This is a genomic window from Thiobacillus sp. (assembly GCF_030696885.1).
Lineage (GTDB): Bacteria > Pseudomonadota > Gammaproteobacteria > Burkholderiales > Thiobacillaceae > Thiobacillus.
In genome coordinates this window covers 113,545-139,177 of record NZ_JAUYRI010000033.1, presented here as the reverse complement: position 1 = coordinate 139,177, position 25,633 = coordinate 113,545, and the positions used below count along the sequence as shown (strand labels likewise).

The 25,633-nt window shown below is 65.2% G+C and carries 30 protein-coding genes; 18 read left to right on the top strand and 12 right to left on the bottom strand.

Annotated elements, in window-relative coordinates:
* Positions 1-213 precede the first annotated feature (213 nt).
* Genes Q8R61_RS14755 through Q8R61_RS14745 form a run of 3 tightly spaced genes read left to right on the top strand, consistent with a single transcriptional unit; the run spans position 214 to position 2,569 of the window.
* Positions 214-1,185 carry a biotin--[acetyl-CoA-carboxylase] ligase gene (locus tag Q8R61_RS14755; protein ID WP_305538614.1) on the top strand — a complete coding sequence of 324 codons (972 nt, stop codon included), beginning with the start codon at positions 214-216 and terminating at the stop codon, positions 1,183-1,185.
* Positions 1,182-1,916 carry a type III pantothenate kinase gene (locus Q8R61_RS14750; RefSeq protein ID WP_305538612.1) on the top strand — a complete coding sequence of 245 codons (735 nt, stop codon included), beginning with the start codon at positions 1,182-1,184 and terminating at the stop codon, positions 1,914-1,916. The genes Q8R61_RS14755 and Q8R61_RS14750 overlap by 4 nt, the downstream gene beginning before the upstream one ends.
* On the top strand, positions 1,913-2,569 hold the full coding sequence (locus Q8R61_RS14745; protein WP_305538610.1) for a hypothetical protein: 657 nt from the start codon (positions 1,913-1,915) through the stop codon (positions 2,567-2,569). The genes Q8R61_RS14750 and Q8R61_RS14745 overlap by 4 nt, the downstream gene beginning before the upstream one ends.
* Positions 2,570-2,573: 4 nt before the next feature.
* Here Q8R61_RS14745 and ubiA read toward each other — a convergent pair whose 3' ends face one another.
* The gene (ubiA, locus tag Q8R61_RS14740; RefSeq protein WP_305538608.1) at positions 2,574-3,437 is read right to left on the bottom strand and encodes a 4-hydroxybenzoate octaprenyltransferase; all 864 of its coding nucleotides are present in this window, start codon (positions 3,435-3,437) and stop codon (positions 2,574-2,576) included.
* Positions 3,434-3,997, bottom strand: a complete 564-nt coding sequence (locus tag Q8R61_RS14735; protein WP_305538606.1) for a chorismate lyase — start codon at positions 3,995-3,997, stop codon at positions 3,434-3,436. The genes ubiA and Q8R61_RS14735 overlap by 4 nt, the downstream gene beginning before the upstream one ends.
* Positions 3,998-4,100: 103 nt before the next feature.
* Between Q8R61_RS14735 and Q8R61_RS14730 the strand changes: the two genes are divergently transcribed.
* From Q8R61_RS14730 to Q8R61_RS14715, 4 genes are read left to right on the top strand one after another with little or no spacing between them, the layout of a single operon-like run.
* On the top strand, positions 4,101-4,985 hold the full coding sequence (locus Q8R61_RS14730) for a TRAP transporter TatT component family protein (RefSeq protein ID WP_305538605.1): 885 nt from the start codon (positions 4,101-4,103) through the stop codon (positions 4,983-4,985).
* On the top strand, positions 4,985-5,995 hold the full coding sequence (gene dctP / locus Q8R61_RS14725; protein WP_305538603.1) for a TRAP transporter substrate-binding protein DctP: 1,011 nt from the start codon (positions 4,985-4,987) through the stop codon (positions 5,993-5,995). The genes Q8R61_RS14730 and dctP overlap by 1 nt, the downstream gene beginning before the upstream one ends.
* A 4-nt stretch (positions 5,996-5,999) precedes the next feature.
* Positions 6,000-6,482 carry a TRAP transporter small permease gene (locus Q8R61_RS14720; RefSeq protein ID WP_305538624.1) on the top strand — a complete coding sequence of 161 codons (483 nt, stop codon included), beginning with the start codon at positions 6,000-6,002 and terminating at the stop codon, positions 6,480-6,482.
* Complete coding sequence (locus Q8R61_RS14715) at positions 6,479-7,732, top strand: TRAP transporter large permease (protein WP_305538601.1); 1,254 nt, start codon at positions 6,479-6,481, stop codon at positions 7,730-7,732. The genes Q8R61_RS14720 and Q8R61_RS14715 overlap by 4 nt, the downstream gene beginning before the upstream one ends.
* On the opposite strand, the gene recG is transcribed toward Q8R61_RS14715, so the two are convergent.
* The 6 genes from recG to Q8R61_RS14685 are packed head-to-tail and all read right to left on the bottom strand — an operon-like array spanning position 7,721 to position 14,112.
* Complete coding sequence (gene recG / locus Q8R61_RS14710) at positions 7,721-9,757, bottom strand: ATP-dependent DNA helicase RecG (RefSeq protein ID WP_305538599.1); 2,037 nt, start codon at positions 9,755-9,757, stop codon at positions 7,721-7,723. The two genes, Q8R61_RS14715 and recG, sit on opposite strands and share 12 nt — an antisense overlap.
* Before the next feature lie 9 nt (positions 9,758-9,766).
* Entirely contained in the window at positions 9,767-10,147 is a 381-nt protein-coding gene (locus tag Q8R61_RS14705; RefSeq protein WP_305538597.1) for a RidA family protein, read from the bottom strand.
* A 20-nt stretch (positions 10,148-10,167) separates the two neighbouring features.
* A complete protein-coding gene (locus tag Q8R61_RS14700) occupies positions 10,168-12,312 on the bottom strand; it encodes a bifunctional (p)ppGpp synthetase/guanosine-3',5'-bis(diphosphate) 3'-pyrophosphohydrolase (protein ID WP_371133654.1) in 2,145 nt (714 codons plus the stop codon).
* A gap of 46 nt (positions 12,313-12,358) precedes the next feature.
* The gene (gene rpoZ / locus Q8R61_RS14695) at positions 12,359-12,562 is read right to left on the bottom strand and encodes a DNA-directed RNA polymerase subunit omega (RefSeq protein WP_305538593.1); all 204 of its coding nucleotides are present in this window, start codon (positions 12,560-12,562) and stop codon (positions 12,359-12,361) included.
* Positions 12,563-12,597: 35 nt separating this feature from the next.
* Positions 12,598-13,227 (bottom strand): guanylate kinase, encoded by a 630-nt coding sequence (gmk, locus tag Q8R61_RS14690; protein WP_305538591.1) that lies wholly within the window; start codon positions 13,225-13,227, stop codon positions 12,598-12,600.
* Between the two features lie 18 nt (positions 13,228-13,245).
* Positions 13,246-14,112 (bottom strand): YicC/YloC family endoribonuclease, encoded by an 867-nt coding sequence (locus Q8R61_RS14685; RefSeq protein WP_305538589.1) that lies wholly within the window; start codon positions 14,110-14,112, stop codon positions 13,246-13,248.
* A gap of 106 nt (positions 14,113-14,218) precedes the next feature.
* On the opposite strand from Q8R61_RS14685, the gene Q8R61_RS14680 reads away from it, so the two are divergent.
* The 5 genes from Q8R61_RS14680 to hemW all read left to right on the top strand — a co-directional run bounded on the left by Q8R61_RS14680 (position 14,219) and on the right by hemW (position 18,645).
* Positions 14,219-15,163 carry a serine/threonine-protein kinase gene (locus Q8R61_RS14680; protein ID WP_305538588.1) on the top strand — a complete coding sequence of 315 codons (945 nt, stop codon included), beginning with the start codon at positions 14,219-14,221 and terminating at the stop codon, positions 15,161-15,163.
* A 9-nt stretch (positions 15,164-15,172) separates the two neighbouring features.
* Positions 15,173-16,081 (top strand): PP2C family serine/threonine-protein phosphatase, encoded by a 909-nt coding sequence (locus Q8R61_RS14675; RefSeq protein WP_305538586.1) that lies wholly within the window; start codon positions 15,173-15,175, stop codon positions 16,079-16,081.
* 74 nt (positions 16,082-16,155) lie between these two features.
* Positions 16,156-16,887 carry a ribonuclease PH gene (gene rph / locus Q8R61_RS14670; protein ID WP_305538584.1) on the top strand — a complete coding sequence of 244 codons (732 nt, stop codon included), beginning with the start codon at positions 16,156-16,158 and terminating at the stop codon, positions 16,885-16,887.
* Positions 16,884-17,474 carry an RdgB/HAM1 family non-canonical purine NTP pyrophosphatase gene (rdgB, locus tag Q8R61_RS14665; RefSeq protein WP_305538582.1) on the top strand — a complete coding sequence of 197 codons (591 nt, stop codon included), beginning with the start codon at positions 16,884-16,886 and terminating at the stop codon, positions 17,472-17,474. Before rph ends, rdgB begins: the two co-directional genes overlap by 4 nt.
* Positions 17,467-18,645 carry a radical SAM family heme chaperone HemW gene (hemW, locus tag Q8R61_RS14660; RefSeq protein ID WP_305538580.1) on the top strand — a complete coding sequence of 393 codons (1,179 nt, stop codon included), beginning with the start codon at positions 17,467-17,469 and terminating at the stop codon, positions 18,643-18,645. The genes rdgB and hemW overlap by 8 nt, the downstream gene beginning before the upstream one ends.
* On the opposite strand, the gene Q8R61_RS14655 is transcribed toward hemW, so the two are convergent.
* Together Q8R61_RS14655 and Q8R61_RS14650 are read right to left on the bottom strand one after the other, a co-directional pair.
* Positions 18,642-19,067 (bottom strand): PilZ domain-containing protein, encoded by a 426-nt coding sequence (locus tag Q8R61_RS14655; RefSeq protein WP_305538578.1) that lies wholly within the window; start codon positions 19,065-19,067, stop codon positions 18,642-18,644. The two genes, hemW and Q8R61_RS14655, sit on opposite strands and share 4 nt — an antisense overlap.
* 81 nt (positions 19,068-19,148) lie before the next feature.
* Positions 19,149-19,871 (bottom strand): rRNA pseudouridine synthase, encoded by a 723-nt coding sequence (locus tag Q8R61_RS14650; RefSeq protein WP_305538576.1) that lies wholly within the window; start codon positions 19,869-19,871, stop codon positions 19,149-19,151.
* Between the two features lie 171 nt (positions 19,872-20,042).
* On the opposite strand from Q8R61_RS14650, the gene Q8R61_RS14645 reads away from it, so the two are divergent.
* The 6 genes from Q8R61_RS14645 to Q8R61_RS14620 all read left to right on the top strand — a co-directional run bounded on the left by Q8R61_RS14645 (position 20,043) and on the right by Q8R61_RS14620 (position 24,099).
* On the top strand, positions 20,043-20,828 hold the full coding sequence (locus Q8R61_RS14645) for a dienelactone hydrolase family protein (protein WP_305538574.1): 786 nt from the start codon (positions 20,043-20,045) through the stop codon (positions 20,826-20,828).
* The gene (gene folE / locus Q8R61_RS14640; RefSeq protein ID WP_305538572.1) at positions 20,825-21,472 is read left to right on the top strand and encodes a GTP cyclohydrolase I FolE; all 648 of its coding nucleotides are present in this window, start codon (positions 20,825-20,827) and stop codon (positions 21,470-21,472) included. The genes Q8R61_RS14645 and folE overlap by 4 nt, the downstream gene beginning before the upstream one ends.
* A gap of 41 nt (positions 21,473-21,513) precedes the next feature.
* Entirely contained in the window at positions 21,514-22,071 is a 558-nt protein-coding gene (locus tag Q8R61_RS14635) for a hypothetical protein (RefSeq protein WP_305538570.1), read from the top strand.
* Between the two features lie 73 nt (positions 22,072-22,144).
* Positions 22,145-22,618, top strand: coding sequence for an isoprenylcysteine carboxylmethyltransferase family protein (locus Q8R61_RS14630; RefSeq protein WP_305538568.1), 474 nt, complete (start codon positions 22,145-22,147; stop codon positions 22,616-22,618).
* Positions 22,615-23,685, top strand: a complete 1,071-nt coding sequence (locus Q8R61_RS14625) for an MBL fold metallo-hydrolase (RefSeq protein WP_305538566.1) — start codon at positions 22,615-22,617, stop codon at positions 23,683-23,685. Before Q8R61_RS14630 ends, Q8R61_RS14625 begins: the two co-directional genes overlap by 4 nt.
* Positions 23,686-23,745: 60 nt before the next feature.
* A complete protein-coding gene (locus Q8R61_RS14620; protein WP_305538564.1) occupies positions 23,746-24,099 on the top strand; it encodes a hypothetical protein in 354 nt (117 codons plus the stop codon).
* A gap of 8 nt (positions 24,100-24,107) precedes the next feature.
* Here Q8R61_RS14620 and Q8R61_RS14615 read toward each other — a convergent pair whose 3' ends face one another.
* Together Q8R61_RS14615 and Q8R61_RS14610 are read right to left on the bottom strand one after the other, a co-directional pair.
* Positions 24,108-24,899: a TatD family hydrolase gene (locus Q8R61_RS14615; protein ID WP_305538562.1), complete on the bottom strand. Its 792-nt coding sequence runs from the start codon at positions 24,897-24,899 to the stop codon at positions 24,108-24,110.
* A 13-nt stretch (positions 24,900-24,912) separates the two neighbouring features.
* The gene (locus tag Q8R61_RS14610; protein ID WP_305538560.1) at positions 24,913-25,578 is read right to left on the bottom strand and encodes a Bax inhibitor-1/YccA family protein; all 666 of its coding nucleotides are present in this window, start codon (positions 25,576-25,578) and stop codon (positions 24,913-24,915) included.
* Positions 25,579-25,633 lie beyond the last annotated feature (55 nt).

Below are 25,633 nucleotides of genomic sequence, written 5' to 3'. Positions count from 1 at the left end.
ATCCCGAACAGGACGGTGAAACGCTCCCGCGCCAATGATAGTAGGCACTGCGCCTGTGAAAGTAGGTCATCGTCAGACTCCTTATACGTACCCAAACAGGTACACCAAAACCCCCTCACACAAAGAGGGGGTTTTTTATTGGGCATTACGCAGGCGAAGCATGGATGGCAAGCCATGTAAAATTCACCGGTGCATTCCCGAACCCATAAAGCCTTGTTCCCGATCCTGCGTCGCCTCTCCGATGGCCGTTTTCACTCCGGCGAGGCGCTGGCGCAGGCGTTCGGTTTGTCCCGCGCCAGCATTTTCAATGTGATTTCCCAAGCCGAGGCGATGGGCTTGACCATCCATGCGGTGCGCGGCCGCGGCTACCGCCTGCCCGAGCCGGTGGAGTGGCTGGATGCCGACGCGATCATGCATGGACTGGGCGATGTGGCTTCGGCTTATACCTTGCAATTGAGCGACAGCGTGGAGTCGACCAACTCGGCGCTGATGGCCGCGGCGCTGGCGGGTGCCGCCGACGGCACCGTGTTCTGCAGCGAGCACCAGCACGCCGGCAAGGGCCGGCGCGGCCGTCCATGGCATTCGGTGCCGGGCGGCAGTCTGACGTTTTCGACGCTCTGGCGTTTCGACAACGGCCTGCAATCGCTGGCCGGGCTGAGCCTGGCCGTGGGGCTGGCGATCGCGCGTGCGGTCAACCGCAATAGCAGCCATCCGGCGCGTTTGAAATGGCCCAACGATGTGCTGGTGGACTATCGCAAGCTGGCCGGCATCCTGGTCGAGGTGCAGGGCGACATGAACGGCGCGGCCTTCGCCGTTGTCGGCATCGGGCTCAATGTTCGGTTGAACGCGGCGCAGCGCGATGCGGTCGACCAGGCTGTGGTCGACCTTGCCGAAATGGGCGTGACGGTGGGCCGCAACTTGTTACTGGCTGATTGCCTGCGTGAACTACATGCGGTGCTGACGCTGTTTCGTCAGCACGGATTCGCGGCCTTGCGCGCGGACTGGCTGGCGCTGGATGCCTATGCGGGCAAGCCCGTGGCGCTGAGTTTGCCGGATGCACGCACGGTACACGGCATGGCATCCGGCGTCGACGAAACCGGCGCCTTCTTGCTGCGCGAGGCGACCTCGAGCCTGGTGCCCTACAGCGGCGGCGAAATCAGCCTGCGCCTGGATGCCCGTCGATGAGCCAGCGCGTGCTGCTGATCGATGCCGGCAACTCGACCCTGAAATGGGCCGTGGTCGACGCGGGTCAGTGGCGCGCGCAGGGCAGAAGCGATTACGCCGATTGGTCGGGTCTGAAGGCGGAACTGACAGCCGATGCGACCTGTTTCATCGCCAGCGTAGCCGACACCGCGCGTGAAGCGGCGCTGGCCGCGCTGCTGGAGGAAGCCGGACTGGCTGCAGTCTGGCTGAAGGCCGCAGCCGGTTTTGGCGACCTGAAAAACAGTTACCGGGATCCGCAGCAATTGGGCGTAGACCGCTGGATGGGCTTGATCGGTGCGCGCCAGCGCACACGCGATCCGGTGCTGGTGGTGTCGGCCGGCACGGCGATGACGGTCGATGCGCTGACGGCCGACGGCGTGTTTCTGGGCGGCGTGATCGTCCCGGGCTTCAAGCTGATGCAGCATGCGCTGCAGCAGGGAACGGCCCAGGTTGCGGATGTTGCGGGCGAGCCGCAGGCGTTTCCGCGCACCACGGCCGATGCCGTGCACAGCGGCATCCTGGCGGCGTTGTGCGGCGTGATCCGGCAGCAGTATGCGCAGCTCGCCGAAGCCGCGGGCAAGCCGCCGCGCTGTCTATTGACCGGCGGTGACGCCGCGATGCTGTTGCCGAATTTGAACCTGCCGGGCGAGTTGGTCCCGGCGCTGATACTGGAAGGCATCCACTGCGTTGCCGTGGAGAGAACATCACGATGAAATGGCTTGCCTGGAGTTTGCTGCTGTTGAACCTGGCGGTGGCGGGATGGTTCGTGTCGCGCGATTACTGGCCGCGCGAAGCGACGGCGCAGCATGCGGCGATGAATGTCGACCGCCTGAGCCTGCGCAGTCCGACTGCGCCCGCGCCCGCACCGGCGGCGCCGTCGTCACCGGTACCGGTGGTGGCTGAGGCATTCTGCGTGGAGTGGCGCGGTCTGAATCCGGAAGAGTTCGTGCAGGTACGCGAGCAGCTCAAGTCGCTGACGGGCCAGCGCGTAATGTCGTTCACCGAAGTGCCGCTGAACACCCGGCGCTGGGTGATATTTCCGCCGCTGCCCAGTGCCGAATCAGCCGAATCAAAACTCAAGGAACTGACGGCGGCCGGGGTGCAGGATGCTTTTGTGGTGAAGGATGCCGTCTGGCGCAATGCGATTTCGCTGGGCCTCTTCGCCAACGATGAAGCGGCGGGCCGGCGCGTGCGCGAACTCGAAAGCAAGGGTGTGCTGGGTACGCGCGTCGAAGTGCTGCCGCGCCAGGGCACCGGGTTTTACTTCGTGATTCGCAGCGAAGATCCGGATGCGCTGAAAAGCCTCGGCGAAATCAGGCAGGCGCACCCGAACAGCCAGCAGTCGAGGGTGGCGTGCCCGTCCTGAGCGTCTATCGCAACAGGAAATGCAGCGCGATACCGCCGAACACCGCGGCCCCGAACCAGGTGTTGTGCAGGAAGGCACGAAAGCATTGCCGAGGATCGCGCTGCCGGATCAGCACCATGTGGTACAGCGCGATCGCCGCCGCCACCGCCAGCCCACCGTAGAACGCCCAGCCCATTTCGCGCCGCATGCCGACCCAGGCGAGCAGGCCCAGCGTCGCCGCATAGCACAGCGCAATCGCCGCCAGATCGAAACGACCGAAGGTAATCGCTGAGGTCTTGATGCCAATCTTCAGATCGTCTTCACGGTCGACCATCGCATACTGCGTATCGTAGGCGATCGCCCAGAACACGTTGGCGAGCAGCATGATCCAGGCTTCATGCGGGACCTCGCCCCACAGCGCGGCATAGCTCATTGGAATGCCAAAACCGAAGGCGACACCGAGATAGGCCTGCGGAATCGCAAAGAAACGCTTGGTAAAGGGATAGCTTGCGGCGAGAAACAGCGCGACCACCGACAGTTGCAGCACCAGCGCATCGAGCGGCAGGATCAAGAGGAAGGCCAGCAGTGACAGCCCCGCCGCCAGTAGCAGCGCCTCTTTCGGCGTCACCTTGCCGGCGGCCAGCGGACGTTCGCGGGTGCGTGCCACGAGGGGGTCGAAATCGCGGTCGGCGTAGTCGTTGATGACGCAGCCGGCCGAGCGCATCAGTACCACGCCCATGACGAAAATCCATAGGATCAGCCAGTCCGGCCGCCCGTTGCTGGCGAGCCACTGTCCCCACAAAGTGGGCCACAGCAGCAGCAGGATGCCGATCGGCTTGTCGAGCCGCATCAGCTTTTCGTAATTGGACAGGCGTTCGGTCAGGGTCATGGCGCGAAGTGGTTGGGCAGAAAAACTTCGGTCACCAGAAGCGGGTGACCGTTGAGGCAGAACACCGAACGGCGCGCCCACAGATGACGCCCCGTGAAGCCGGTGTGAAGGCGGGCCGCGCGATAGAGCGGGTGACGTGCGTCGAGCCGGCGCATCGTCAGTGCGAGTCGGCGGATGCGCGGATCGGTAAACAGCGCTTCACCCAGCGGCTTCGTCCCCAGCCGGGTGATTCCACACCAGCCCCCGCGCAGGCTGGTGCGGGGCAGCACGCTGTGGGCGAACACTCGGGAGTGGCCGCCGCCGATCAGCAGGACGTTGCGAACATAGGCCTGGATTTTTGGACGCAAATGAAGTACCTGAGCTTCGTCGAGAAACGGCGACGCGAATCCGCGTGCGACCGGGTTGACCCTGAAATCGGCATGGCGTGCCTTGAGGCGCCGGGTAAGCGACCCTCGGTCCGCGAGCCAGCTACGCAGCGCGCGCGGTGCGCGGAAGGGATGCGCCAGCCACCCGTGCTGCAGACTGATGTGTTGGCGGGGGTCGTGCCGGGAAGCGGTCACTGCGGAGTCCAGAGCAAAGCGTGCATTATGCCAAAGCGGCGGAGACATTCGGGCGGTGCTAGCATGGAGGCCGCATTCCAACGATATCAAACGAGGAGACTGAATGCCTTTGCAAGCACCCCTAAGCCGTGTCGCCTTCGCGAGCCTGGCGATGACCTTGTTGACCTTGTCGGGCTGTTCGACCAGCCAGCTGGTCGCGCGAGGCGCGTCGCCGTTGATTGAGCACGGGGTGACGGCGATGAACCGCGAGACCGATCTCGAGCTCGCGCGTGCAAGCATTCCGGCCAACCTCAAGATGATCGAAGCCCTGCTGCTCGCCGACCCGGGCAATGAGGCGTATCGGGTGCAGGCTGCGATGGGGTTTTACGGGTACGCGCTGGGCTTTGTCGAAACCGATGATCGTGAACGCGCAGCCTTGCTGTATCAGCGCGCACGCAATCATGGCCTGGTCGCGCTCGATCGGGCCGGGGTGACGCAGGCCATGCTGGACGGCGACGCGGCGCTATTGACACAGGCTTTGGCGAAGCTCGACGCACGGGCTGTCCCCGCCTTGTTCTGGACCGCGTCGTCATGGGGAAAATGGATCGAGCTCCAACTCGACGATCCCGCGCGGCTCGCCGAACTGCCGCGCGTCGAGGCGCTGATGCAGCGAGCTCTGGCGCTGGATGAAACCTATTATCACGGTGGCGCGCACGTGTTTTTCGGTGTGTATTACGGCGGGCGCGCGCCCATGTTCGGCGGCGATTTCGGCCGCGCGGCACGGCACTTCGATCGGGCGGCGGCGCTCGGCCAGAACCAGCTCCTGTGGGTCGAGGTGTATCGCGCGCGCTACCTATTGCGGCAAATGGGCGACCGTGTGGCGTTCCACGCCACGCTGAATCGCGTGCTCGACGCGCCTGCCAGCGTCGACCCCGATCTCAATCTTTCCAACGCGCTGGCCAGAAAGCAGGCTGCCGCGTTGCTTGCCCAAGAAGAGGATTTGTTCTGATGCGCAGAAACCTGCTCAAAGCCCTGTTTGCGTGTGCGCTATGGGGAAGCGCTGCCGCCCACGCGGCTGACGCCTATGTGCTCAAATTCGCCACGCTCGCGCCCACTGGTTCGACCTGGATGAAAGTCTTCGACGCCTGGGGCAAGGAGTTGGCAGCCAAGAGCCAAGGGCGGCTCACGGTCAAGTTCTACCCTGGCGGCATTTCGGGCGATGAACCCGACATGCTGAAGAAGATCCGCTTCGGCCAGCTGCAGGGTGCGGCCCTGTCGGGCCACGGCATCGGAGAGATTTTTCCGCCGGCGCGCATTCTCGAAACGCCCTTCCTGTTTCGCGACCACGCCGAGATCGACGCGGTGCGCGCCAAAATCCAGCCGGCGATCGACGCCGGGTTCCGCAACAACCGGTACGAGCTCGTCGCCTGGATGGAAGTCGGCAACATTCATTTCTTCTCGACCAAGCCGCTGGCGAGCATGGACGAGCTCGCACGCCGTCGCATCTGGCAATGGCAGGGCGACCGCTTCATCGATGCGTTTTTCAGCGCCAATGGCTGGTCGCCGGTGGCGCTGCCGATCACCGAGGTCTATACCGGCCTCTCGACCGGACTCGTCGATACCGTGGTGAGCACGCCGCTCGCCAGCATTGCGCTGCAATGGTCAGGCAAGACACCCTACATGAGCACGCAACCGGTGGCGACGGGGATCGGCGCAGTGGTGGTGTCGGACAAGTTCTACGCCGGCCTGCCGCCCGATCTGCAGGCGCTGCTGAAAAGCACGGGAGGGCCGCTTTCGAAAAGACTGATTGCCGACACGCGGCGCGACGACCTGAAATCGCTCGCGGTGCTGGCACAGCGGGCCCAGCCGATGGCGGGTCTGCAGAAAGTCGATCTTGCCGAGCAGGCTGCGCGTTCCCGCAAGACGGTCAGTACGCTGGAAGCCAGGAATTATCTGTCGCCCGAACTCAACCGTCAGGTGGACGCCGCACTCGCCGCTCATCGCAGCGGCAGCAAATAAGGTGATGGTGCTGCGCGCCTGTCGCTGGCTGGAACAGGCGCTGACCCGGGTCGAGCTCGGCGCGGCGCTACTCGCTTTTGCGGCCATGCTGGCGTTGTCGGTGGCCGACATCATCGGACGCAACCTGTTCAATGCGACCTTGCCCGGCGGCGACCTCGTGCTGCGCCAACTGGTGCTGTGGATCGCGTTGCCTGGCGCTGCGCTCGCCGTTGCCGCCCAGCGCCATCTGCACCTCGACCCCGCCAACCTGGCGGCGCGCCCGCGCTGGAGAAAGCTGACTGCGATCCCCTTCAACCTGGCCGCGGCCTTCGTCTGCGCGCTGCTCACGCACGCCGCGTGGGCGTACTGGCAGGACGCGCGGCAATACCAGTCGGCGGATGCCGTCTGGCTGGTCTGGCTGGGGCTGATTCTGCCGATCGCCTTCGGCTTGCTGGTGCTGCATTTCCTGCTGCGCGCCGTGCTGGAGAATCAGGAGACCGCGGCGTGACGCCTCTGCTTTTCGTCGTGCTGGCCCTGGTCGGCATGCCGCTCTTCATCGTGTTGGGTGCAGCGGCACTCACCGCCACGCGCGAGGCCCAGCTGGACCCGGCGCTGCTGATGGTCGAATTCGCGCGGCTTGCCGCCTCGCCCAATCTGGTGGCGATCCCGCTGTTTGTGCTGGCCGGGGCAACGCTGGGGCAGGGCGGGGCGGCACGGCGGCTGGTACGCTTCTTCAACGCGTTGCTGGGCTGGATGCCGGCCGGAATCGCCTGGGTCACCACGGGGACCTGCATGGTGTTCACCGCATTTTCCGGCGCGTCGGGGGTGACGATCCTGGCGCTGGGCGGACTGCTGTATCCCATGCTCAAGCGCGAGCTTTACCCTGAAAAGTTCGCGCTCGGACTCGTCACCTCGGCCGGTTCGATGGGACTGTTGCTGCCGCCCAGTCTGGCGGTGCTGCTGTATGGCGTGGTCGCGCAGGTCAGCATCGGTGACCTGTTCGTCGCAGGCCTGCTGCCGACCCTGCTGCTGTTTCTGATGGTGGGGGGCTATGCTTTCCTGCGTGGCGCGCGCGGCGCACCGCGTCATCCCTTCCGCCTGCGCGAACTCGCCGCTGCCGCGCGTGAAGGCTGGGCCGATCTGCTGCTACCCGTCGGCGTGATCGGCGGACTCGCGGGGGGTGTGCTGACCGTCGCCGAACTCGCCGCCTGCACTGCGCTCTACGCGCTTGTACTCGAGATGCTGGTTCATCGCACCATCAAGGTGAAATCGCTGATGTGGGTCGTGTATGAAGCCGCAACCCTGGTGGGCAGTCTTTTCATTATTCTGGGTCTGAGTCTGGGGCTCACCAACCTGCTGATCGATGCGCAGGTGCCCATGCACCTGCTCGAATGGATCCAGGCCCAGGTCACCAGCCCGCTGGAATTTCTGCTGTGGATGAATCTCGCGCTGCTGGTGGTGGGCTGCATGATGGACATCTTTTCCGCCATCGTTATCGTCACGCCACTGTTGCTGCCGCTGGCGGCGCACTTCGGCATCCATCCGGTGCACCTGGGCATCGTCATCCTCGCCAACCTGGAAATCGGCTATCTCACGCCGCCGGTCGGAATCAACCTTTACCTTGCCAGCCAGCGTTTCAAGCGGCCGGTGTTTGCCGTGTTCAACGCGACGCTGCCATTTCTGCTGCTGATGCTGGTGTGGCTTGCGTTATTGACCTACATCCCGGCCTTGAGTCTGTGGCATCAATCAGGTCTGTGACAGGCCGGCGCGGTTGCCGAGCCAGCGTTCGACATGGCGCGCAGCAATGGCGGGGTGCGTCTTGAGGCAACGCTGGGCGTAGTCGCGCGCCTGTTCCAGTAGCGCCACGTCGCGCTCCAGATCAGCAAAGCGCAGCATCGGCAGGCCGCTCTGGCGGTTGCCGAGGAATTCGCCCGGCCCGCGCAGCAGCAGGTCCTGGCGCGCAATCTCGAAACCGTCGGTCAATTCGAAAATCACCTTCAGGCGCGCGCGCGCGAGTTCGGACAGCGGCGTTTCGTACAGCAGCACGCAGACCGATTCGCGGCTACCACGCCCGACGCGCCCCCGAAGTTGATGCAGTTGCGCGAGCCCCATGCGTTCGGCGTGCTCGATCACCATCAGTGCGGCATTGGGCACGTCGACACCGACCTCGATCACCGTGGTGGCGACCAGCAGGTCGATTTCATGCGCCTGGAACGCCGCCATCACTGCCTGCTTCTCGTCCGCTTTCAGCCGTCCGTGCACCAGCCCGACCTTCAGGTCGGGCAGCTGTTCGGTCAGGGTCGCGTAGGTATCCTCTGCGGTCTGCAGCTGCAGCTTCTCGGATTCCTCGATCAGCGGGCATACCCAGTAGGCCTGGCCGCCGGCGAGGCAGGCGTCCGTCACCCGTGCCAGCACGTCGTCGCGGCGCGCGGCGCTCACTAATTTTGTAACGATGGGCGTGCGGCCCGGCGGCAGTTCGTCGATCACCGAGACGTCGAGGTCGGCAAAAAAACTCATTGCCAGCGTGCGCGGAATCGGCGTCGCGCTCATCATCAGCTGGTGCGGTTCCACGCCCTTCTGCATCAGCGCCAGCCGCTGACCGACGCCGAAGCGGTGCTGTTCGTCGACCACCGCTACGCCCAGCCGCTGGAAACTGCCGGCTTCCTGGAACAATGCATGGGTGCCGAACGCGAGATCGGCTTCGCCCGCAGCGATCGCCTGCCAGGCGGCGCTGCGCTCGGACTTGCGCTGGCTGCCCGATACCCAGGCGCAGCGCACGCCGAGCCCGGACAACACGGGTGCCAGCTTGCGGTAATGCTGTTCGGCGAGGATTTCGGTCGGCGCCATGAAGGCGGCCTGAAACCCGTTCTCGATCGCCTGCAGGCAGGCCAGCGCGGCTACCACGGTCTTGCCGCTGCCGACGTCGCCCTGCAGCAGGCGGCGCATCGGATGCGGCTGTGCAAGGTCGGCGCTGATTTCCTGCCAGGCGCGCGCCTGTGCGGCAGTCAGCGCGAACGGCAGCGCGCGAATGAACGCGGCGGTGAGCTTCGCCTGGGGTGGCAGGGACTCGGTTGGACGCGACTTGCGTTGTCTGCGTGCGGTGGCCAGCGACAGCTGCTGCGCCAGCAATTCGTCGAATGCCAGCCGCTGCCACGCGGGATGGCGGCGCGATTCGAGTTCGGCCAGTGCGCATTCCAGCGGCGGCTGGTGCAGCAGGCGAATGCTGGCTTCCAGTTCCGGCAGCCCGAGGTCGGCCAGCCATTCGGCGGGCAGGGTGTCGGGAATCGGCGCCACCAATGCGCGCTCGACTGCGCGGCGCAGGGTGGCCTGGCCGAGTCCGGCCGTCGTGGGATACACCGGGGTCAGCTGCGTCGGCAGCGGCGTGTCGTCGCCGGCTTTGGAAAAGCGTGGATGCACCATTTCCAGCCCGAGAAAACCGCCACGCACCTCGCCGTTGAAACGGAAGGACTCGCCCGGCTGGAACAGTTTGAGGTGGCTGGGGTAGAAATTCAGGAAGCGGATGCCGAGCACGCCGCCGCCGTCTTCCACCGTCACCGTTAGCATGCGGCGTGGTCGGTAGGCGACCTTCGCCTCGCGCACCACTGCCTGGACCAGCACCGTCTGCCCGGGGAGCAGGTCGCGGATCGGCGTGATGCGGGTTTCGTCTTCCCAGCGCAGCGGCAGGTGCAGCACCAGATCTGCGTCGCGGGTGAGGCCCAGCTTGGCGAGTTTGGCGGCGAGCGCCGGGCTGACGGGAAAGGAAAACGGCGACGCCGCTTTCAATTGGTCAATTTACCCCAGCACCATCACGGCGTCGGCCTCGACCAGTGCGCCGCGCGGTAGTGCGGCGACGCCGACCGCAGCGCGTGCGGGGTAGGGCTCCGCGAAATACTGCGCCATGATTTCGTTGACTTTGGGGAAGTGGCCGAGATCGGTGAGGAACACATTCAACTTCACGACATCGGCCAGCGAGCCGCCGGCCGCCGTCGCCACGGCAGCCAGGTTCTTGAACACCTGGTGGATCTGCGTCTCGATGCCGTCGACCAGTTGCATGGAGGCGGGGTCGAGGCCGATCTGGCCGGACAGGTAGACGGTGTGGTCGACGCGCACGGCCTGCGAGTAGGTTCCGATCGCGGCCGGTGCGTCTAGGGTCTGGATGATGCTTTTGTTCATGCGGGTTTCCTGATGCCGGATTATTGGGTTTGTGCGGCGCGGCCGTCCTTCCTGCCCTTGATGCGGAAAATTCGCACCACGTCGGGCAGCTGGCGCAGGCCGCGCATCACGCGTGCGAGGTGCATGCGGTTTTCCACCTGCACGGTGAAGAACAGCACGGTGTAGGGGCTGCCGTCCTCTTCTTCCATGGCGACGTTGCCGATGTTGGAGCCGTGTTCGGCGATCGCGGCCGCGACCTTGGCCAGCACGCCGCGCTGGTTGCCGACGACGACCTTGATCGAGACGTCGAACATGTGACCGGGTTCGGCTTCCCATTCCACATCGAGCCACTTGTCGGGGTCGGTGCGGAAGGCGCGGATCGACGGGCAGTCGTGGGTATGGATGATCAGGCCGCGGTCCTTGTGGATGAAGCCGAGAATGGGGTCGCCGGGAATCGGGTGGCAGCATTGCGCCAACTCGACCGCGATGCCTTCGGTGCCGCGGATGCTGATCGCATGGGGGTGCGCGGGCTCGCCGGTTTTTTCGCCCTGCACGTGCAGCAGTTGGTGCGCCACCACCAGCGGCAATTTGCCGCCGAGGCCGATTGCCGCGAACAGGTCATCGCGGGTCTGCATGCCGTAATCCTTGAGCAGGCGCTCCCATACCGAGGCGTCGGGCTCCACCGGCTCGGGATGCAGCGCGGCGATGGCATGGTTGAGCAGCCGCTCGCCCAGCGCCGACGCTTCCTCCACCCGCGTATTGCGCAGGTAGTTGCGGATATGCGAGCGCGCCTTGCCAGTAACGACGAAATTGAGCCAGGCCGCATTGGGGCTGGCATTGGACGCCGTGATGATTTCGACGTGGTCGCCGTTCCTGAGCTGGGTACGCAAGGGCATCAGTTCGTAGTTGATCTTCACCGCCACGCAGTGGCGGCCGACGTCGGTGTGCACCGCGAACGCAAAGTCGACTGCCGTCGCGCCGCGCGACAAGGCCATGATCTTGCCCTTCGGCGTGAATACGTAGACCTCGTCCGGAAACAGATCCACTTTTATATGTTCGAGGAATTCCGGCGAATCGCCATGGTCCGCGTGGATATCGAGCAGCGACTGCAGCCAGCGGTGGGTGCGCGACTGCACGTCGTTCAGTGCCGTGTCGGCCGACTTGTACATCCAGTGCGACGCCACGCCGGATTCGGCCAGCCGGTTCATGTCGACAGTGCGGATCTGGATCTCGATCGGGGTGCCATTGGGGCCGAACAGGATCGAATGCAGCGACTGGTAGCCGTTGGCCTTGGGAATCGCGATGTAGTCCTTGAATTTGCCCGGGATCGGTTTGTACAGCGCATGCAGCGCGCCGAGCGCGAGATAACAGTGTGGCTGGTCGCGCACTACGACGCGGAAGCCGTAGATGTCGAACACTTCGGAAAACGCCAGGTTCTTCTCCTGCATCTTGCGGTAGATGCTGTAGAGGTGTTTTTCGCGGCCGGTGATGGAGGCGTCGATCTTGCACTGCTCGAGCTTTTCCTGCAGCGCGATCTTGATCTTGTCGACCAACTCGCGGCGGTTGCCGCGCGCCGCCTTCACCGCCTTGGCCAGCACCTGGTAGCGGTTGGGGTGGCTGTAGCGGAAGCCGAGGTCTTCGAGTTCCTGGTAGACGGTATGCAGCCCCAGCCGGTTGGCGATGGGGGCGTAGATTTCCAGCGTTTCGGTCGCGATGCGGCGGCGCTTGTCGGGCGGCATCGAACCCATGGTGTGCATGTTGTGCAGGCGGTCGGCCAGCTTGACCAGGATGACCCGCACGTCCTGCGCCATCGCCAGCAGCATTTTGCGGAAGTTTTCCGCCTGCGCGTGTTGTTCCGAGGCAAACGACAGCTTGTCGAGCTTGGAGACGCCTTCCACCAGCATGGCCACCGCCTTGCCGAAACGCGCCTCGATCTCGGTCGCGGTGGCCGGGGTGTCCTCGACCACGTCGTGCAGCAGGGCGGCGCACAGGGTTTGGGCGTCGAGATGCCAGCCGGCAAGGATGTCGGCGACGGCCAGCGGGTGGGAAATGTAAGGTTCGCCGCTCTTGCGAAACTGCCCTTCGTGGGCACTGCGGCTGAACTCGTAGGCCTGCTCGATCAGGCCGATCTCGTCAGGCGATAAGTAGGACAGTGCCGGACGCAGCGAGTCGAATTCGTGCGTCATCGCCGGCGCGCGTCGGGCGTGCGCCGGATGAGGATTCGGGGAAGGCTCAGGCGCGGCCTCGGTTGAGGATTTCACGGCCAACCTTGCCTGCGGCGATTTCGCGCAGTGCAGTGACGACGGGTTTGTCTTTCGATTCGACCATCGGTTGCGAGCCCTGCGCCAGCTGGCGTGCGCGGTAGGTCGCGACAAGCGTCAGCTCGAAGCGGTTGGGGATCAGATCGATGCAGTCATCAACGGTAATGCGAGCCATGCGGATACTCCAGATTCAGTCGGTGCGGGTGCACCTCAGACGTGTCGGAATTCGTCGAACAGCGCGGCGTGCCGTTTGAGCTGGCGCGCCGCTGCGAGGCGAATGCTGCGGGTAATTGCGACCAGGTCCTGCAGGGCGTGGTCGAAATCATCGTTCACGATTATATAGTCGAACGCATCGGCATGCGCGACGTCGTGGGCGGCCGCGGCCAGCCGGCGCTCGATCACCGCGTCACTGTCCTGTCCACGCCCTGCCAGCCGGGTGCGCAGCGCGCTGAACGACGGCGGCAGGATGTAAATCGAGGAGGATTCCGCAAAATGCCGCCGGACCTGCTCCGCGCCCTGCCAGTCGATTTCCAGCAGGATGTCGTGGCCGGCGTTGAGATCGCGTCCGATACTGCCCTTGGAGGTGCCATAGAAATTGCCGTACACCTCGGCATGCTCGAGAAATTCGCCTTCGGCCAGCATTAGTTCGAAACGCTCGCGGTTGACGAAGTGGTAATCGCGGCCGTCGGTTTCGCCGGGCCGCGGCGCACGCGTGGTGAACGACACCGACAGCCGGATGGCGGGGTCGGCTTTCAGCAGCGCCTTGACCAGACTGGTCTTGCCGGCGCCGGACGGGGCACTGACGATGTACAGCACGCCTTGATGGGGGGAGGGGGTCATGGAGGCTCCGTTGCGGGGTTATTCGATATTCTGGACTTGTTCGCGCATCTGCTCGATCAGCACCTTGAGTTCAAGCGAGACGCGCGAGGTTTCGACCGCCACCGACTTCGAACCCAGCGTATTGGCCTCGCGGTGGAGTTCCTGCATCAGGAAGTCGAGCCGTTTGCCAACCGCGCCGGCCTGGTCGAGCACGCGCCGCACCTCGGTGAAGTGGGTGACGAGGCGCGAACATTCCTCGTCGATGTCGGCTTTTTGCGCCGCCAGTGCGACTTCCTGCGCCAGCCGCTCGTGGCCGGCCTCACCGAGCGCGTCGCGCAGTCGTTCGGCCAGCTTTTCGCGCTGGGTGGCGGCCAGCGCCGGCAGCAGCGGCTTGAGGCCGTCCACCTGGGCTTCGGCGGCTGCCAGGCGGTCGAGAATGTGCTGGCGCAGGCGGAGGCCCTCGCGCCGGCGGCTGTCCACCAGGTCGTCGAGGGCCGCGCCCATCGCGGCCAGCGCCGCCTCGTTCAGCGCGTCCTGCGACAGGGCGGCGGTTTGCACCGCGCCGGGCCAACGCAGCACCTCGTGCACGGAGAGCGGGGCGGCGCCCGGCAGGCGCGGCAGCACCTCGTCCTGCCAGTGCACCAGACGCTCAAGAATGGCCGGGTTCAGGCCGTTATCCAGCGAGGCTACAGACGGCAGCACCAGGCCGATCCGGCATTCGACCTTGCCCCGGGCCAGGCGCTGATTGAGCAGCTCGCGCAGTTGCGGCTCCAGCGGACGGAATTCGTCGGCCAGGCGGAAATGCAGTTCCAGATAGCGCTGGTTGACGCTGCGCAGGTCAACGCTGACACTGGCATGATCGGAGTTGAGGCTGCGGGCGGCGAACCCGGTCATGCTGGCTGTCATGTAAGCTCTTGAATTGGGTTATAAATGAGGATTGCCGGTTGGATCCGGCGCGCCATCGGCAGAGCCGACCCACAGGCATAAAAGAAAAGATAATAGACGTTCGACTATGGCGACTCAACCTAACCAGCCGCTCCCCAACGGATACCGGCTCAACGAATACACCATCGTCCGCAAGATCGGCGGCGGCGGCTTCAGCATGGTCTACCTGGCGCGCGACGACGACAACCAGTCGGTGGCGATCAAGGAATACCTGCCGGGCGCGCTGGTGCTGCGCACCGAGGGCTCGGTCATCGTGCAGGCCAGCTCGACCGAGAACAACAACATTTTCCGCCATGGCCTGAAGTGCTTCTTCGAGGAAGGCCGCGCGCTGGCGCGCATCGACCATCCCAACGTCATCCGGGTGACCAACTTCTTCCGCGCCAACGACACCGTCTACATGGTGATGCGCTTCGAACGCGGCAAGACCCTGCAGCAGCACATCCAGGCCAACCGCGGCACCATCCGCGAAAGCTTCATCCGGCGCGTGTTCGCGCAGTTGTTGAATGGCCTGCGCGAGGTGCATACGCACAAGCTGCTGCATCTGGACATCAAGCCGTCCAACCTCTACGTTCGCCTCGACGGGTCGCCGGTGCTGATCGATTTTGGTGCGGCGCGGCAGACGCTCTCGCAGGAGGAAAGCAAGCTGCAGCCCATGTACACGCCCGGTTTCGCCGCACCCGAGCAGTATCACAACCGCGAGCGGCTAGGGCCGTGGACCGATATCTACAGCATCGGCGCCAGCCTGTATGCTTGTCTGGCCGGCTATCCGCCGCAGGCGGCCGATGCGCGCCTGCTCAACGACAAGCTGATGCCGGCACAGGAGAACTGGCGCGGCGCTTATTCTGACCAGCTGCTCGAAACCATCGACCACTGCCTCAAGCTCAACTACATGGAGCGCCCGCAGAGCGTGTTCAGCCTGCAAAAGGTGCTGATGGACCGTACTGCGATGACGCCGCCGCGCGCCTCGCTGCTTTCCAGCATCAAGCGTTCGCTGCGCAAGGAATTGTTTTAGAGAGTTTTCATGAAATTCACCATTTACCAGGCATCCCGCCAGGGCGGGCGCAAGAACAACCAGGACCGGGTTGCCTATTCCTACAGTCGCGAGGCCCTGCTGATGGTGGTGGCCGACGGCATGGGCGGCCACATGCACGGTGAGATTGCCGCGCAGATCGCGGTGCAGACGCTGACCGAGCAGTTCCAGAAGCACGCCAAGCCGCGGCTGGACGATCCGATGCTGTTCCTGACCGAAGCCGGCGAGCGCGCACACTATGCAATCAACGATTACGCGGTCGAACAGGACCTGCTGGAAATCCCCCATACCACCCTGGTCGTGGCGGTGGTGCAGGACAACACGGTCTACTGGTCGCACGTGGGCGATTCGCGCTTTTACCTGTTCAGCGATGGCAGCCTGATTGCGCGCACCGAAGACCATACCGCGGTCGCCCAGCTGGTGCGGGACGGCATTATCAGCGAGGAGGAGGCGGGGCATCACCCGGAGCGCAACAAGGTCTCCAACTGCCTGGGCGGCTACGTCGCGCCGCATGTCGAATGCGGTGCGCCGATTCCGCTGCACGACGCCGATACGATGCTGCTGTGCACCGATGGCATCTGGGGCATGGTCAGCATTCCCGAAGTGGCCGCGTTGCTGCATGCCTACACGCTGGAGGATGCGGTGCGCCACCTGATGGACCACGCCGAATTTCGCGGCGGCGAGCACGGCGACAATCTCAGCCTGATCGCGATGACCTGGGGCGAGGCGCGGATGCCGAGCAAGGATTCCATTTCCACCCTGGCGCTGCCGGACGGCGGCGTCACCACGCAGATCAATGCGTTGCGTCCGGTGCCCGGTACGCCGGCGGTGTCGGACGACGAGATCGAACGCGCCATCGCTGAAATCCAGCAGGCCATCCAGAAAATTTCCAGCAAGTAGGCGGTTTGCCGGGGAACTGCGGCGGCACGCGCGCGGCGCGGTAAAATCGCGCTTTCCGTTTTGAGCCCTCCGCCATGTCCAACCCGATTGTTCGCCCCAGCGGCCGCGCGCCCAACGCGCTGCGCACGCTGACTTTCAACCGCCAGTTCACCAAGCACGCCGAAGGCTCGGTGCTGGTTTCGATGGGCGACACCCGGGTGCTGTGCACCGCCAGCGTGCTCGACAAGATTCCGCCACACAAGAAAGGCAGCGGCGAAGGCTGGGTGACCGCCGAATACGGCATGCTGCCGCGCTCTACCCACACCCGCACCGACCGCGAAGCCGCGCGCGGCAAGCAGTCCGGTCGCACCCAGGAAATCCAGCGCCTGATCGGGCGCAGCCTCAGGGCCGTGGTCGACCTGAAGAAGCTCGGCGAGCGCACCCTGCACATCGACTGCGACGTGCTACAGGCCGACGGTGGCACCCGCTGTGCCAGCATTTGCGGCGCCTGGGTGGCGGTGGCCGACGCGGTCGCCGGTCTGCTTGCAAGCGGCGCGCTGAGCGAAACCCCGCTCACCGACAGCATCGCCGCCGTCTCGGTCGGCGTGTTCCAGGGCCAGCCGGTGCTCGACCTCGACTATGTCGAGGACTTCGGCTGCGACACCGACATGAACGTGGTGATGACCGGCACCGGCGGCATGGTCGAAGTGCAGGGCACCGCCGAAGGCGCGCCGTTTTCGCGTGCCACCCTCGAGGCCCTGCTCGACCTCGCCACCGCCGGCATCGCCGAGATCACCCTGGCCCAGCACCGGGCGCTGGCGGCATGAGAAAGCTCGTCATCGCTTCCGGCAACGCCGGCAAGCTGCGCGAGATCGCGCGCATACTCGAACCGCTCGCCATCACCGCGGCGCCGCAGTCCGACTTCGGCGTTCCTGAATGTCCCGAGCCGCATGTCACCTTCATCGAGAACTGCCTCGCCAAGGCGCGCCACGCCAGCGAACACACCGGCCTGCCGGCACTGGCCGACGATTCCGGAATCTGCGTCGCGGCACTCAATGGCGCACCTGGGGTGTACTCCGCGCGCTATGCGGGCGAGCCGAAATCCGATGCGCGCAACAACGAAAAGCTGATCGCCGCACTTGTCGGACAGGCGAACCGGCGCGCGCACTACTACTGCGTGATGGTGCTGGTGCGCTACGGCGACGACCCCGAACCGCTGATCGCCGAGGGCCGCTGGCACGGAGAAATCATCGATACCCCGCGTGGTGAGGGCGGCTTTGGCTACGACCCGTATTTCCTGCTGCCGCAACTGGGCAAGACCGGCGCCGAGCTGGGCGAAGATGAGAAAAATGCCATCTCGCATCGCGGCCAGGCGCTTCGCGAACTGGCCGACAAGCTGAGACGGTTTGGCTGAAAGCGTCATCCATCTCGCCAACGGCGGCCTCAAGGTGTCGCCGCCGCTGTCGCTCTACATCCACCTGCCGTGGTGCGTGAAGAAATGCCCGTATTGCGACTTCAATTCGCACGCGGCGCCAACGCTCCCCGAGGCGGCTTATATCGACGCGTTGCTGCTGGACCTGGAACGCGCGCTGCCCGACATCTGGGGTCGCAGAGTCCACACGGTATTTTTCGGCGGCGGTACGCCCAGCCTGTTTTCGGCCGATGGCATCGACCGCATCCTGACCGGCGTGCGTACCCTGACACAGCTGATGCCGAATGCGGAAATCACGCTCGAGGCCAACCCCGGCACCGTGGAAGCGGCCAAGTTCTCCGGCTTCCGCGCCGCGGGCGTGACGCGTGTATCGCTCGGCATCCAGAGCTTCAATCCGCGCCATCTCAAGGCGCTGGGACGCATCCATGACGATGCCGAGGCACGCCGCGCCACCGAACTCGCCGCCACCCATTTCGACACCTTCAACCTCGACCTGATGTATGCGCTGCCCGACCAGACGCTGGACGAGGCGCTGGCGGACATCGACTGCGCGCTGACTTTCCAGCCGCCACACCTGTCGGCCTATCACCTGACGCTCGAGCCCAATACGCCGTTCGGCCACACCGCGCCGCCCAGGTTGCCGGATGACGACCTCGCCGCCGACATGCAGCAGGCGATCGACACGCGGCTACGCGACGCCGGCATGCAGCACTACGAAACCTCGGCCTATGCCCGGCCTGGCCACGCCAGTCGCCACAACCTCAACTACTGGCAGTTCGGCGACTACCTCGGGATCGGTGCCGGCGCCCATTCCAAGCTCAGTTTCCACGACCGCATCGTGCGGCAGATGCGCGTGAAGCATCCGCAGCAATACATGGATGCGGTGCAGGCTGATGCCCATGTGGCCGACGTCCGCGTTCTCACGCGCGCAGACCTGCCGTTCGAGTTCATGATGAATGTGTTGCGCTTGACTGAAGGCGTGCCCGCCGCCTTGTTCGAGGAACGCACCGGCCTGCCCTTGATCGTCTGCACTGCAGCGCTTGAGCGGGCGCGTGCGCAGGGCCTGCTCGAGCGCGATGCGACCCGGCTCCGGCCGACGCTGCCGGGGCAGCGTTTTCTGAACGACCTGCTGGCGCTGTTTCTGCCGGATTAGGTCGGCGCGTCGGGCGGGACGGGGGCGTCGATGCCTGCCGCGTCGATGCCGACCATGGCGGAAAGCTCGCGCTGCAGCGCGGCTTCGTCGCCCAGGTTCAATTCCACCAGGCGCCGCAGATTGGTGACGCTTTCGAGGTCGATTTCCGTGCAGTGCATGCCGAGCCGGCCCTGTTCCACATGGGCGATCTCGCCCGACATGTGGATGGCGGGGCCGTTTTTTGACAGGTGAACGACGAGGCTGCACGGGTCGCCGAGGCGGACCTGCCAGGGCAGCAGGCGCTCGACCAGCGCGCCTTTCAGCGAGATGTCCACCAGCCGGCATTCGTGTCGGCCGGGGAAGGTGTTGAGGACAACGCCGGCGTCGAATTCAATGCGGCTGAACTGGCGTCGGGTCCCGGCTGGAGAGGCATTCGTATTCATGGCGTTCGCTCCCGCATCGATGGCATGACTGCATCATGGAACGTGTGGCGGCAGGATGCAAACCCGCTTCAGGGGCGCCGCTCAAAAGCGTTCGTCTTCGCGCAGATAGCGCCACTGCCCGGACGGCAGTTTTCCCAGCGGAACGCGGCCGAGCCGGATCCGTTTCATCGACAGTACCTGCAGGCCGACGGCTTCGCACAGATGCGCGATCTGCCCCGGCTGTGCGCCTTTCAGCGCCACCCGCAATCGGGTTTCGTTTTGCCAGCTGACCTTGATGGCGGCCGGGGTGCGGCCTTGATAGGGAATGCCCCGGTTCAGACGCTTGAGTCCGTTGGGCGCGAGTTCGCCCGCAACCTCGACAATGACTTCGTGTTCCAGCGTGGCCGCATCCTCGGTCAGCTTGCGCGCCACGCGCCAGTCCTGGGTGAAGACCAGCAGGCCGCTGGCGGAAGGCTCCAGGGGCACGCACAAGGCGAGCCGGGTGAAATGCTTTTTCAGCGGGTGGATGCCGGAGGCCGCTTCGCTCCACAGGGTGGCGGGGGTGAGCAACTGCGATGCCGACTGCTCGCCATCGGTCGATTGAAAGCCAGGGGGCTTGTGCAGCAGCAACGTAACCGGCTCGGCCTGAGCGGGATCAGCCTGCGGATCGATCTCAATAATCTGGTCGGTGACGCGGAACTGCGGTTCCTCGATCACGATGCCATCCACTTTCACCCAACCGCCGGTGATCAACTGCTCGGCTTCGCGGCGCGAGCAGGCGCGCAGTTCGGCGACGCGCTTGGCAAGGCGGATGGGGTCGGTCATGGCAGTCGGGCGTGCGGGTGGAGCCGCGAGTGTACGCCGGACCGCCATCGCGCACAGCATGCGCGCATGGCCGTGGTGGGAATGCGGTTGTTATTGCGCCTGCCGCCGCGGTATGCTTTGAGGCTTGATCAACCCGGTCGCATCGCGACCGCTTAACGCCCGGAGACGCCCATGAAAACCGCACTTGCGCTGTCATTGTTGTTTTTCACCTCGTCCGCCCTCGCTGCGGTGGTCGGCAAAGATGTCACCTACAAGGCGGGCGAGACTGCCATGAAGGGCTATCTGGCGTATGACGATGCCGTCAAGGGCCGGCGCGCCGGCGTGCTGGTGGTGCCGGAATGGTGGGGCGCCAACGACTACGCGAAAAAACGCGCGCGGATGCTGGCGGAAGAGGGCTACGTGGCGATGGTGGTCGACATGTACGGCGACGGGCAGGTTGCGGACAATCCCAAGGATGCCGGCGCGCTGGCCGGCAACGTGAACCGCAATCCGCCGCTGGCTTACGCACGTTTCGATGCCGCTCGCGCGTTTCTCGACAGGCAGCCCAATGTGAAAAAAGGCGAGATCGCCGCGCTGGGTTACTGCTTCGGCGGCGGCGTGGTGCTCAACATGGCGCGCGCGGGAATGCCGCTGAAATCGGTGGTCAGCTACCACGGTGTGCTGGCGAGTGACGTCTCGCCCAAGCCCGGCGAGATCAAGGCGAAGATTCGCGTCTTCCATGGTGACGCCGATCCCATCGTGCCGCCGGAGCAGGTCGATGCGTTCAAGACCGAAATGGACAATGCCAAGGCCGACTACATGTTCGTGAGCTATCCCGGTGTGAAGCACACCTTCACCAACCGCGAGGCCGACAGTTATGCCGCGCAGTTCAACCTGCCGCTCAAGTACGACAACGCGGCCGACAACGACTCGTGGACGCGCACGCTGGAGTTCCTGAAGGCGACGCTCAAGCAATGACCGACCGCTGCGACCACGACGACTGTCATGTGCCGCGCGCCGGCGGCAGCCTCGGCATTCCGCAGGTCGGTGCGTTCGACCCGGTGGCGTTCGAGCAGGCGGTCAACGCCATGCTCGCCGCCTGCGGGGTGGCGCCGGATTCGGTACACACCGGGCGCACCGCCGAGCGGGTGCGCGAGCTGTGGCAAAAGCGTCTGCTCGGCGGCTACGCGATCGAACCCGCGGCGGCGCTGGGCGAAGGCTTTGCCGACGACCGCGACGACATGGTGGTGGTGCGCGGCATCGCGGTGCACGGCGTGTGCCCACACCACTTGGTGCCGTTTCGCGGGGTGGCACATGTCGCCTACATTCCCGGCGGGCGCCTGCACGGATTCGGCCGCATCGCGCGCATGGTCGACGCCATCGGCCACCGCTTCACCTACCAGGAATGGATGACGCGCGACATCGCCGAGGCGCTGGTGACGCACGGCCAGGCGCAGGGCGCGGCGTGCATCATCGAGGCCGAGCAGCTGTGCCTGCTGCTGGGCGAGGACCGGCGCGGCGACGAGCGCGTGGTGACGCAGGCCTTCACCGGCTGCTTCAGGTCCAGCGACCAGCAGCGCAATGAGTTTCTGCGCGCCGTGGCGCAATCGGATTTGCGCTGACCGCACATGCGGGTGAGACACAATCGCGCCAGCCGTGCCGCATGAAACGCGGGCTTGTTCTGCTTTGCCTGCTGGGCACGGGCATGTTGCATGCCCAGGAGGCGCCCAACTGGAACGCGCATCCCACGCCCGATGTGGCGGTCAGCGTTGCCGAGCCGGCGCCGAACGAGGTGGTCGTCGTCGTCAATGACAACGCGTTCGGCGGCAACCATGCGGGCCTGTTCGCCGGCAACAAATTAATCGATCCGGCGGGCAGCTATTTCGGCGTGCGCGGCCAGGACAAAAGCTGGGACGGGCCGACGTTGGCGGATTACGCGCGCTACCAGACGATCGATGGCCTGAAAATTCGGATGTACCGGTTTCGCCTGGCGCCCGACACCTTTGCGGTGATTGCGCAGCGCGTGCAGCAGACCGGGCCCACGCCACCCCTGTTTTGTGCCGTGGCCGTGCATAACCTGATTGCCGGCGTCCCGCCGTTCGACAGCATCGAGCGCTCTGGCTGGACCACGCCCTCGGCGCTGGGTCGTTTACTGGATCGTTATACGCAAGGCGCAGGCGCGATTGGCGAATGCCAGCAACTGGATGCATCTCCATGTTGACCGCATGCGGGGCCGGGCTGGAGCCGGCCCGCGCGGCGTATCATGCAGAAACCGTTTCACGCCGCAGAACCGCATGACTGACTTAACCCACTCGCGCCCCCGTACCTGGATCCTGCCGCCCGCGCCGTATGCTGCCGCCCTGATCGGCGGTTGGTGGCTCGATCGCCATGTCCATGCCTTGCCGCTCGACTGGGGCCTGGCGACGCGGCCATTGGGCTGGATGCTGGTGGGCATCGGGCTGCTGCTGTTCTTCTGGACGCTGCTGACGTTCTGGCGCCACCGCACCACGGTCAATCCCTACAAGGCGGCGTCCAGCCTGTGCACCGGCGGGCCATTCCGCTTCAGCCGCAATCCGATCTATGTCGGCGACTGGTTCATCCTTGGGGGCGTGTCGATGCTGCTGGCGACATTCTGGCCGCTGCTGTTCGCGCCGCTGATCTGGGTGCTGCTGCGCTACGGCGTGATTCGCCACGAGGAAGCGCATCTGGAGGCAAAGTTCGGCGACGCGTACCGCGCCTACCGGGCGCAGGTGAGGCGCTGGCTGTGAACGCGGCGGCCGTCGGCCTCGCCGGCCTGTGCGTGCTGCTGCTGACCGGCTGCGGCATGCATGCCAATCCCCGCTACGACCCGGCCCGACCGCACCACACGCCGGACGGCTTTCGCAACATCGATCCGGATGCCCGCATCGGGGAGGGCTTCTGGCGCTGGCAATGGGCGCGCCGCACGGCCGGCTTGCCGCCTCCACCGGCCGCGTCCCACCGCGACTGGCGGGTGGCGCCCGATCTGGCGCTGCTGCAGACGCCCGCGGGCAATCCTAGTGTCACCTGGATTGGCCATGCCACGGTGCTGGTGCGGCTGGGCGGCATCAACGTGCTGACCGATCCACATTTTTCCGAGCGCGCGTCGCCGGTCGGCTTTGCCGGGCCGAAACGTTTTCATCCGCCGGGCGTAGCGCTGTCGGACCTGCCGGCGATTCATGCGGTGGTAATCTCGCACAGTCATTACGACCACCTCGACGTCGACAGCGTGCGGCTACTGCACCAGCGCAGCGGCGGCAGCCTGCATTTTTTCGTGCCGCTGGGGCTGAAAGCCTGGTTTGCCGACCTCGGCATCGACACCGTCACCGAACTCGACTGGTGGGAACAGGGCGAGTTGGGCGGCGTGCGCTTCACCCTGACGCCGGTCCAGCACTGGAGCGCGCGCAGCCTGTTCGACCGCAACCGCACCCTGTGGGGCGGCTGGGCGATCCGTGCGCCCGACCTCAATTTCTACTTTGCCGGCGATACTGGCTATTCGGGCGATTTCAAGGAAACCGCGCGTCGCCTCGGCCCCTTCGATCTCGCTGCGCTGCCGATCGGCGCCTATGCGCCGCGCTGGTTCATGCGGGCGCAGCACGTCGACCCGGCGGAAGCGGTGCAAATCCACCGCGACCTCGGCGCCCGCCAGTCGCTGGGCGTGCACTGGGGCGCGTTCGAGATGGCCGACGAGGCGCTCGACCAGGCGCCGCACGATCTGGCGGCCGCGCGCCAGGCCGCCGGGCTGGCGGAGGACGCGTTCTTTGTGCTGCGCGTGGGCGAGACCCGGCGCCTCGAGCGCCCGCCCGGCGGCGGCTGAACTGAAGTCGGTCCCGATCGTGGCCGATAAAACCGGTAGGAACTTGTGAGGGAGCCCGGCATGCACATCACCCTGCACGACAAAGCACTGGAAATCCGCCTGAGCGCCGCGGCGCAAAAAGCGCTGGCTCGGCGTGCAACGCCGCTGGTGGCCGAGATGGAACTGCTGTTTTCCTGTCTGCTACGCAAGCGGGTGTATTTCGGCGAGGCGCTCGACGACACCACGCCGGCCGGCGACTGCCTCGCCGTGCGCTTCAAGCCCATCATGACGCGCAAGTGCAGCGTGGCCGAAGGCGGCGCCGCGCCACCCTCGGAACGTTTCCCGCTGGAAAATCCGCGCCCCTACGTGCCCAACTGGCTCAGCATCGACTACCGTCGCGGCGAGTGGGTGGGCAATTTCGGCTACGCTGACTGAAGGCCTGTCTAATCCAGGCGGAAAAGTTCGCGGGCGTTGCGCGTCGTGGCCTGCGCCACTGCGTCGACCTCCAGCCCGCGCAATTCGGCCAGCACCTGCGCAATGCGCGGCAGTTCGCCCGGCGCGTTGCGGCCGCGGCCGATCCACACCGGCGGAATGTCGGGACTGTCGGTTTCCAGCACGATCGCGTCCAACGGCAGGTCGGCCGCCAACCGACGCAGGTTGTTGGCGCGCGGCCAGGTAAAAGCGCCGCCGAATCCCAGTTTGAATCCCAGCTTGATGAATTCCTTGGCCTGCTGCGGGCTGCCGTTGAAGGCATGCGCGATGCCGCCGCGCACACCGATCCTGCGCAAGTGCTTGAGCAATTCATCGTTGGCTTTGCGGCAGTGCAGCAGCACCGGCAGGTCATGGTCCTTCGCGATCTTCAGCTGCTCGACGCAGAAGTACTCCTGGGTGGCGTAGTCGAGGTCTTTGACGAACAGATCGAGGCCGATTTCGCCCACTGCGACTGGGCGCTGTGTCTCGATCTGCGCGCGCAGGTCAGCCAGATGCTCGGGGCGGTGCTGGTGGATGTACATCGGGTGCAGCCCCCAGGCCGGCAGGCAGCCCGGATAGCGTGCGCAGGTGGCGGCCACCGCGGCGAAATTGTCGCGGCTGACGGCCGGAACGATCTGGGTGCCGACGCCACCGGCGACGGCGCGCGCGTATTCGGCGTCGCGGTCGGCGTCGAACTCGGCCGCGTCAAAATGGCAGTGGGTGTCAATGAAAAACGGCACCGCGTTCGGTGCCGTTTTCGTCATGCCCGTCACGATACTAATCGTTGCTGGCAAAACCCAGCAGGTGCAACAGGCTGGTGAACAGGTTGAAGATCGACACGAACAGCGTGACCGTCGCCATGATGTAGTTGGTCTCGCCGCCGTGGATGATGTTGCTGGTCTCATACAGGATGAGGCCGGACATCAGCAGTACGAACATCGCGGAGACCGCCAGCGACAGGCCGGGCATCTGGAAGAAGATGGCACCGAGACCGGCGAGGAAGGCGACCAGGATGCCGACCATCAGGAAGCCGCCCATGAAGCTGAAGTCCTTGCGGGTCGTCATCACGTAGGCCGACAGCCCGAGGAAGATCGCGGCAGTGCCACCCATCGCCATCATCACCACCTGCCCGCCGTTGGGGAGCGACAGGTACATGTTGAGGATCGGGCCCAGCGTGTAGCCCATGAAACCGGTCAGGGCGAACACAAAGGCGATGCCCAGACCGCTGTTACGGAACTTGCTGGTCAGGAACAGCAGGCCAAAGTAGCCCACCAGGGTGATGATGAGGCCGGGATGCGGCAGGTTCAGCGACATGGAGACGCCGGCGGTCAACGCGGCGAACGCCAGCGTCATCGACAGCAGCATGTAGGTGTTTCTGACAACCTTGTTGGTCGACAGCGCCGCAGACTGGCTGCGGCCCAGGGTGGTGACTTGCGGGTTCATCTGACCTCCTCTTGAAGAATTGCGAAACAGTGTGCTGGTACTGAGTGGATACGTA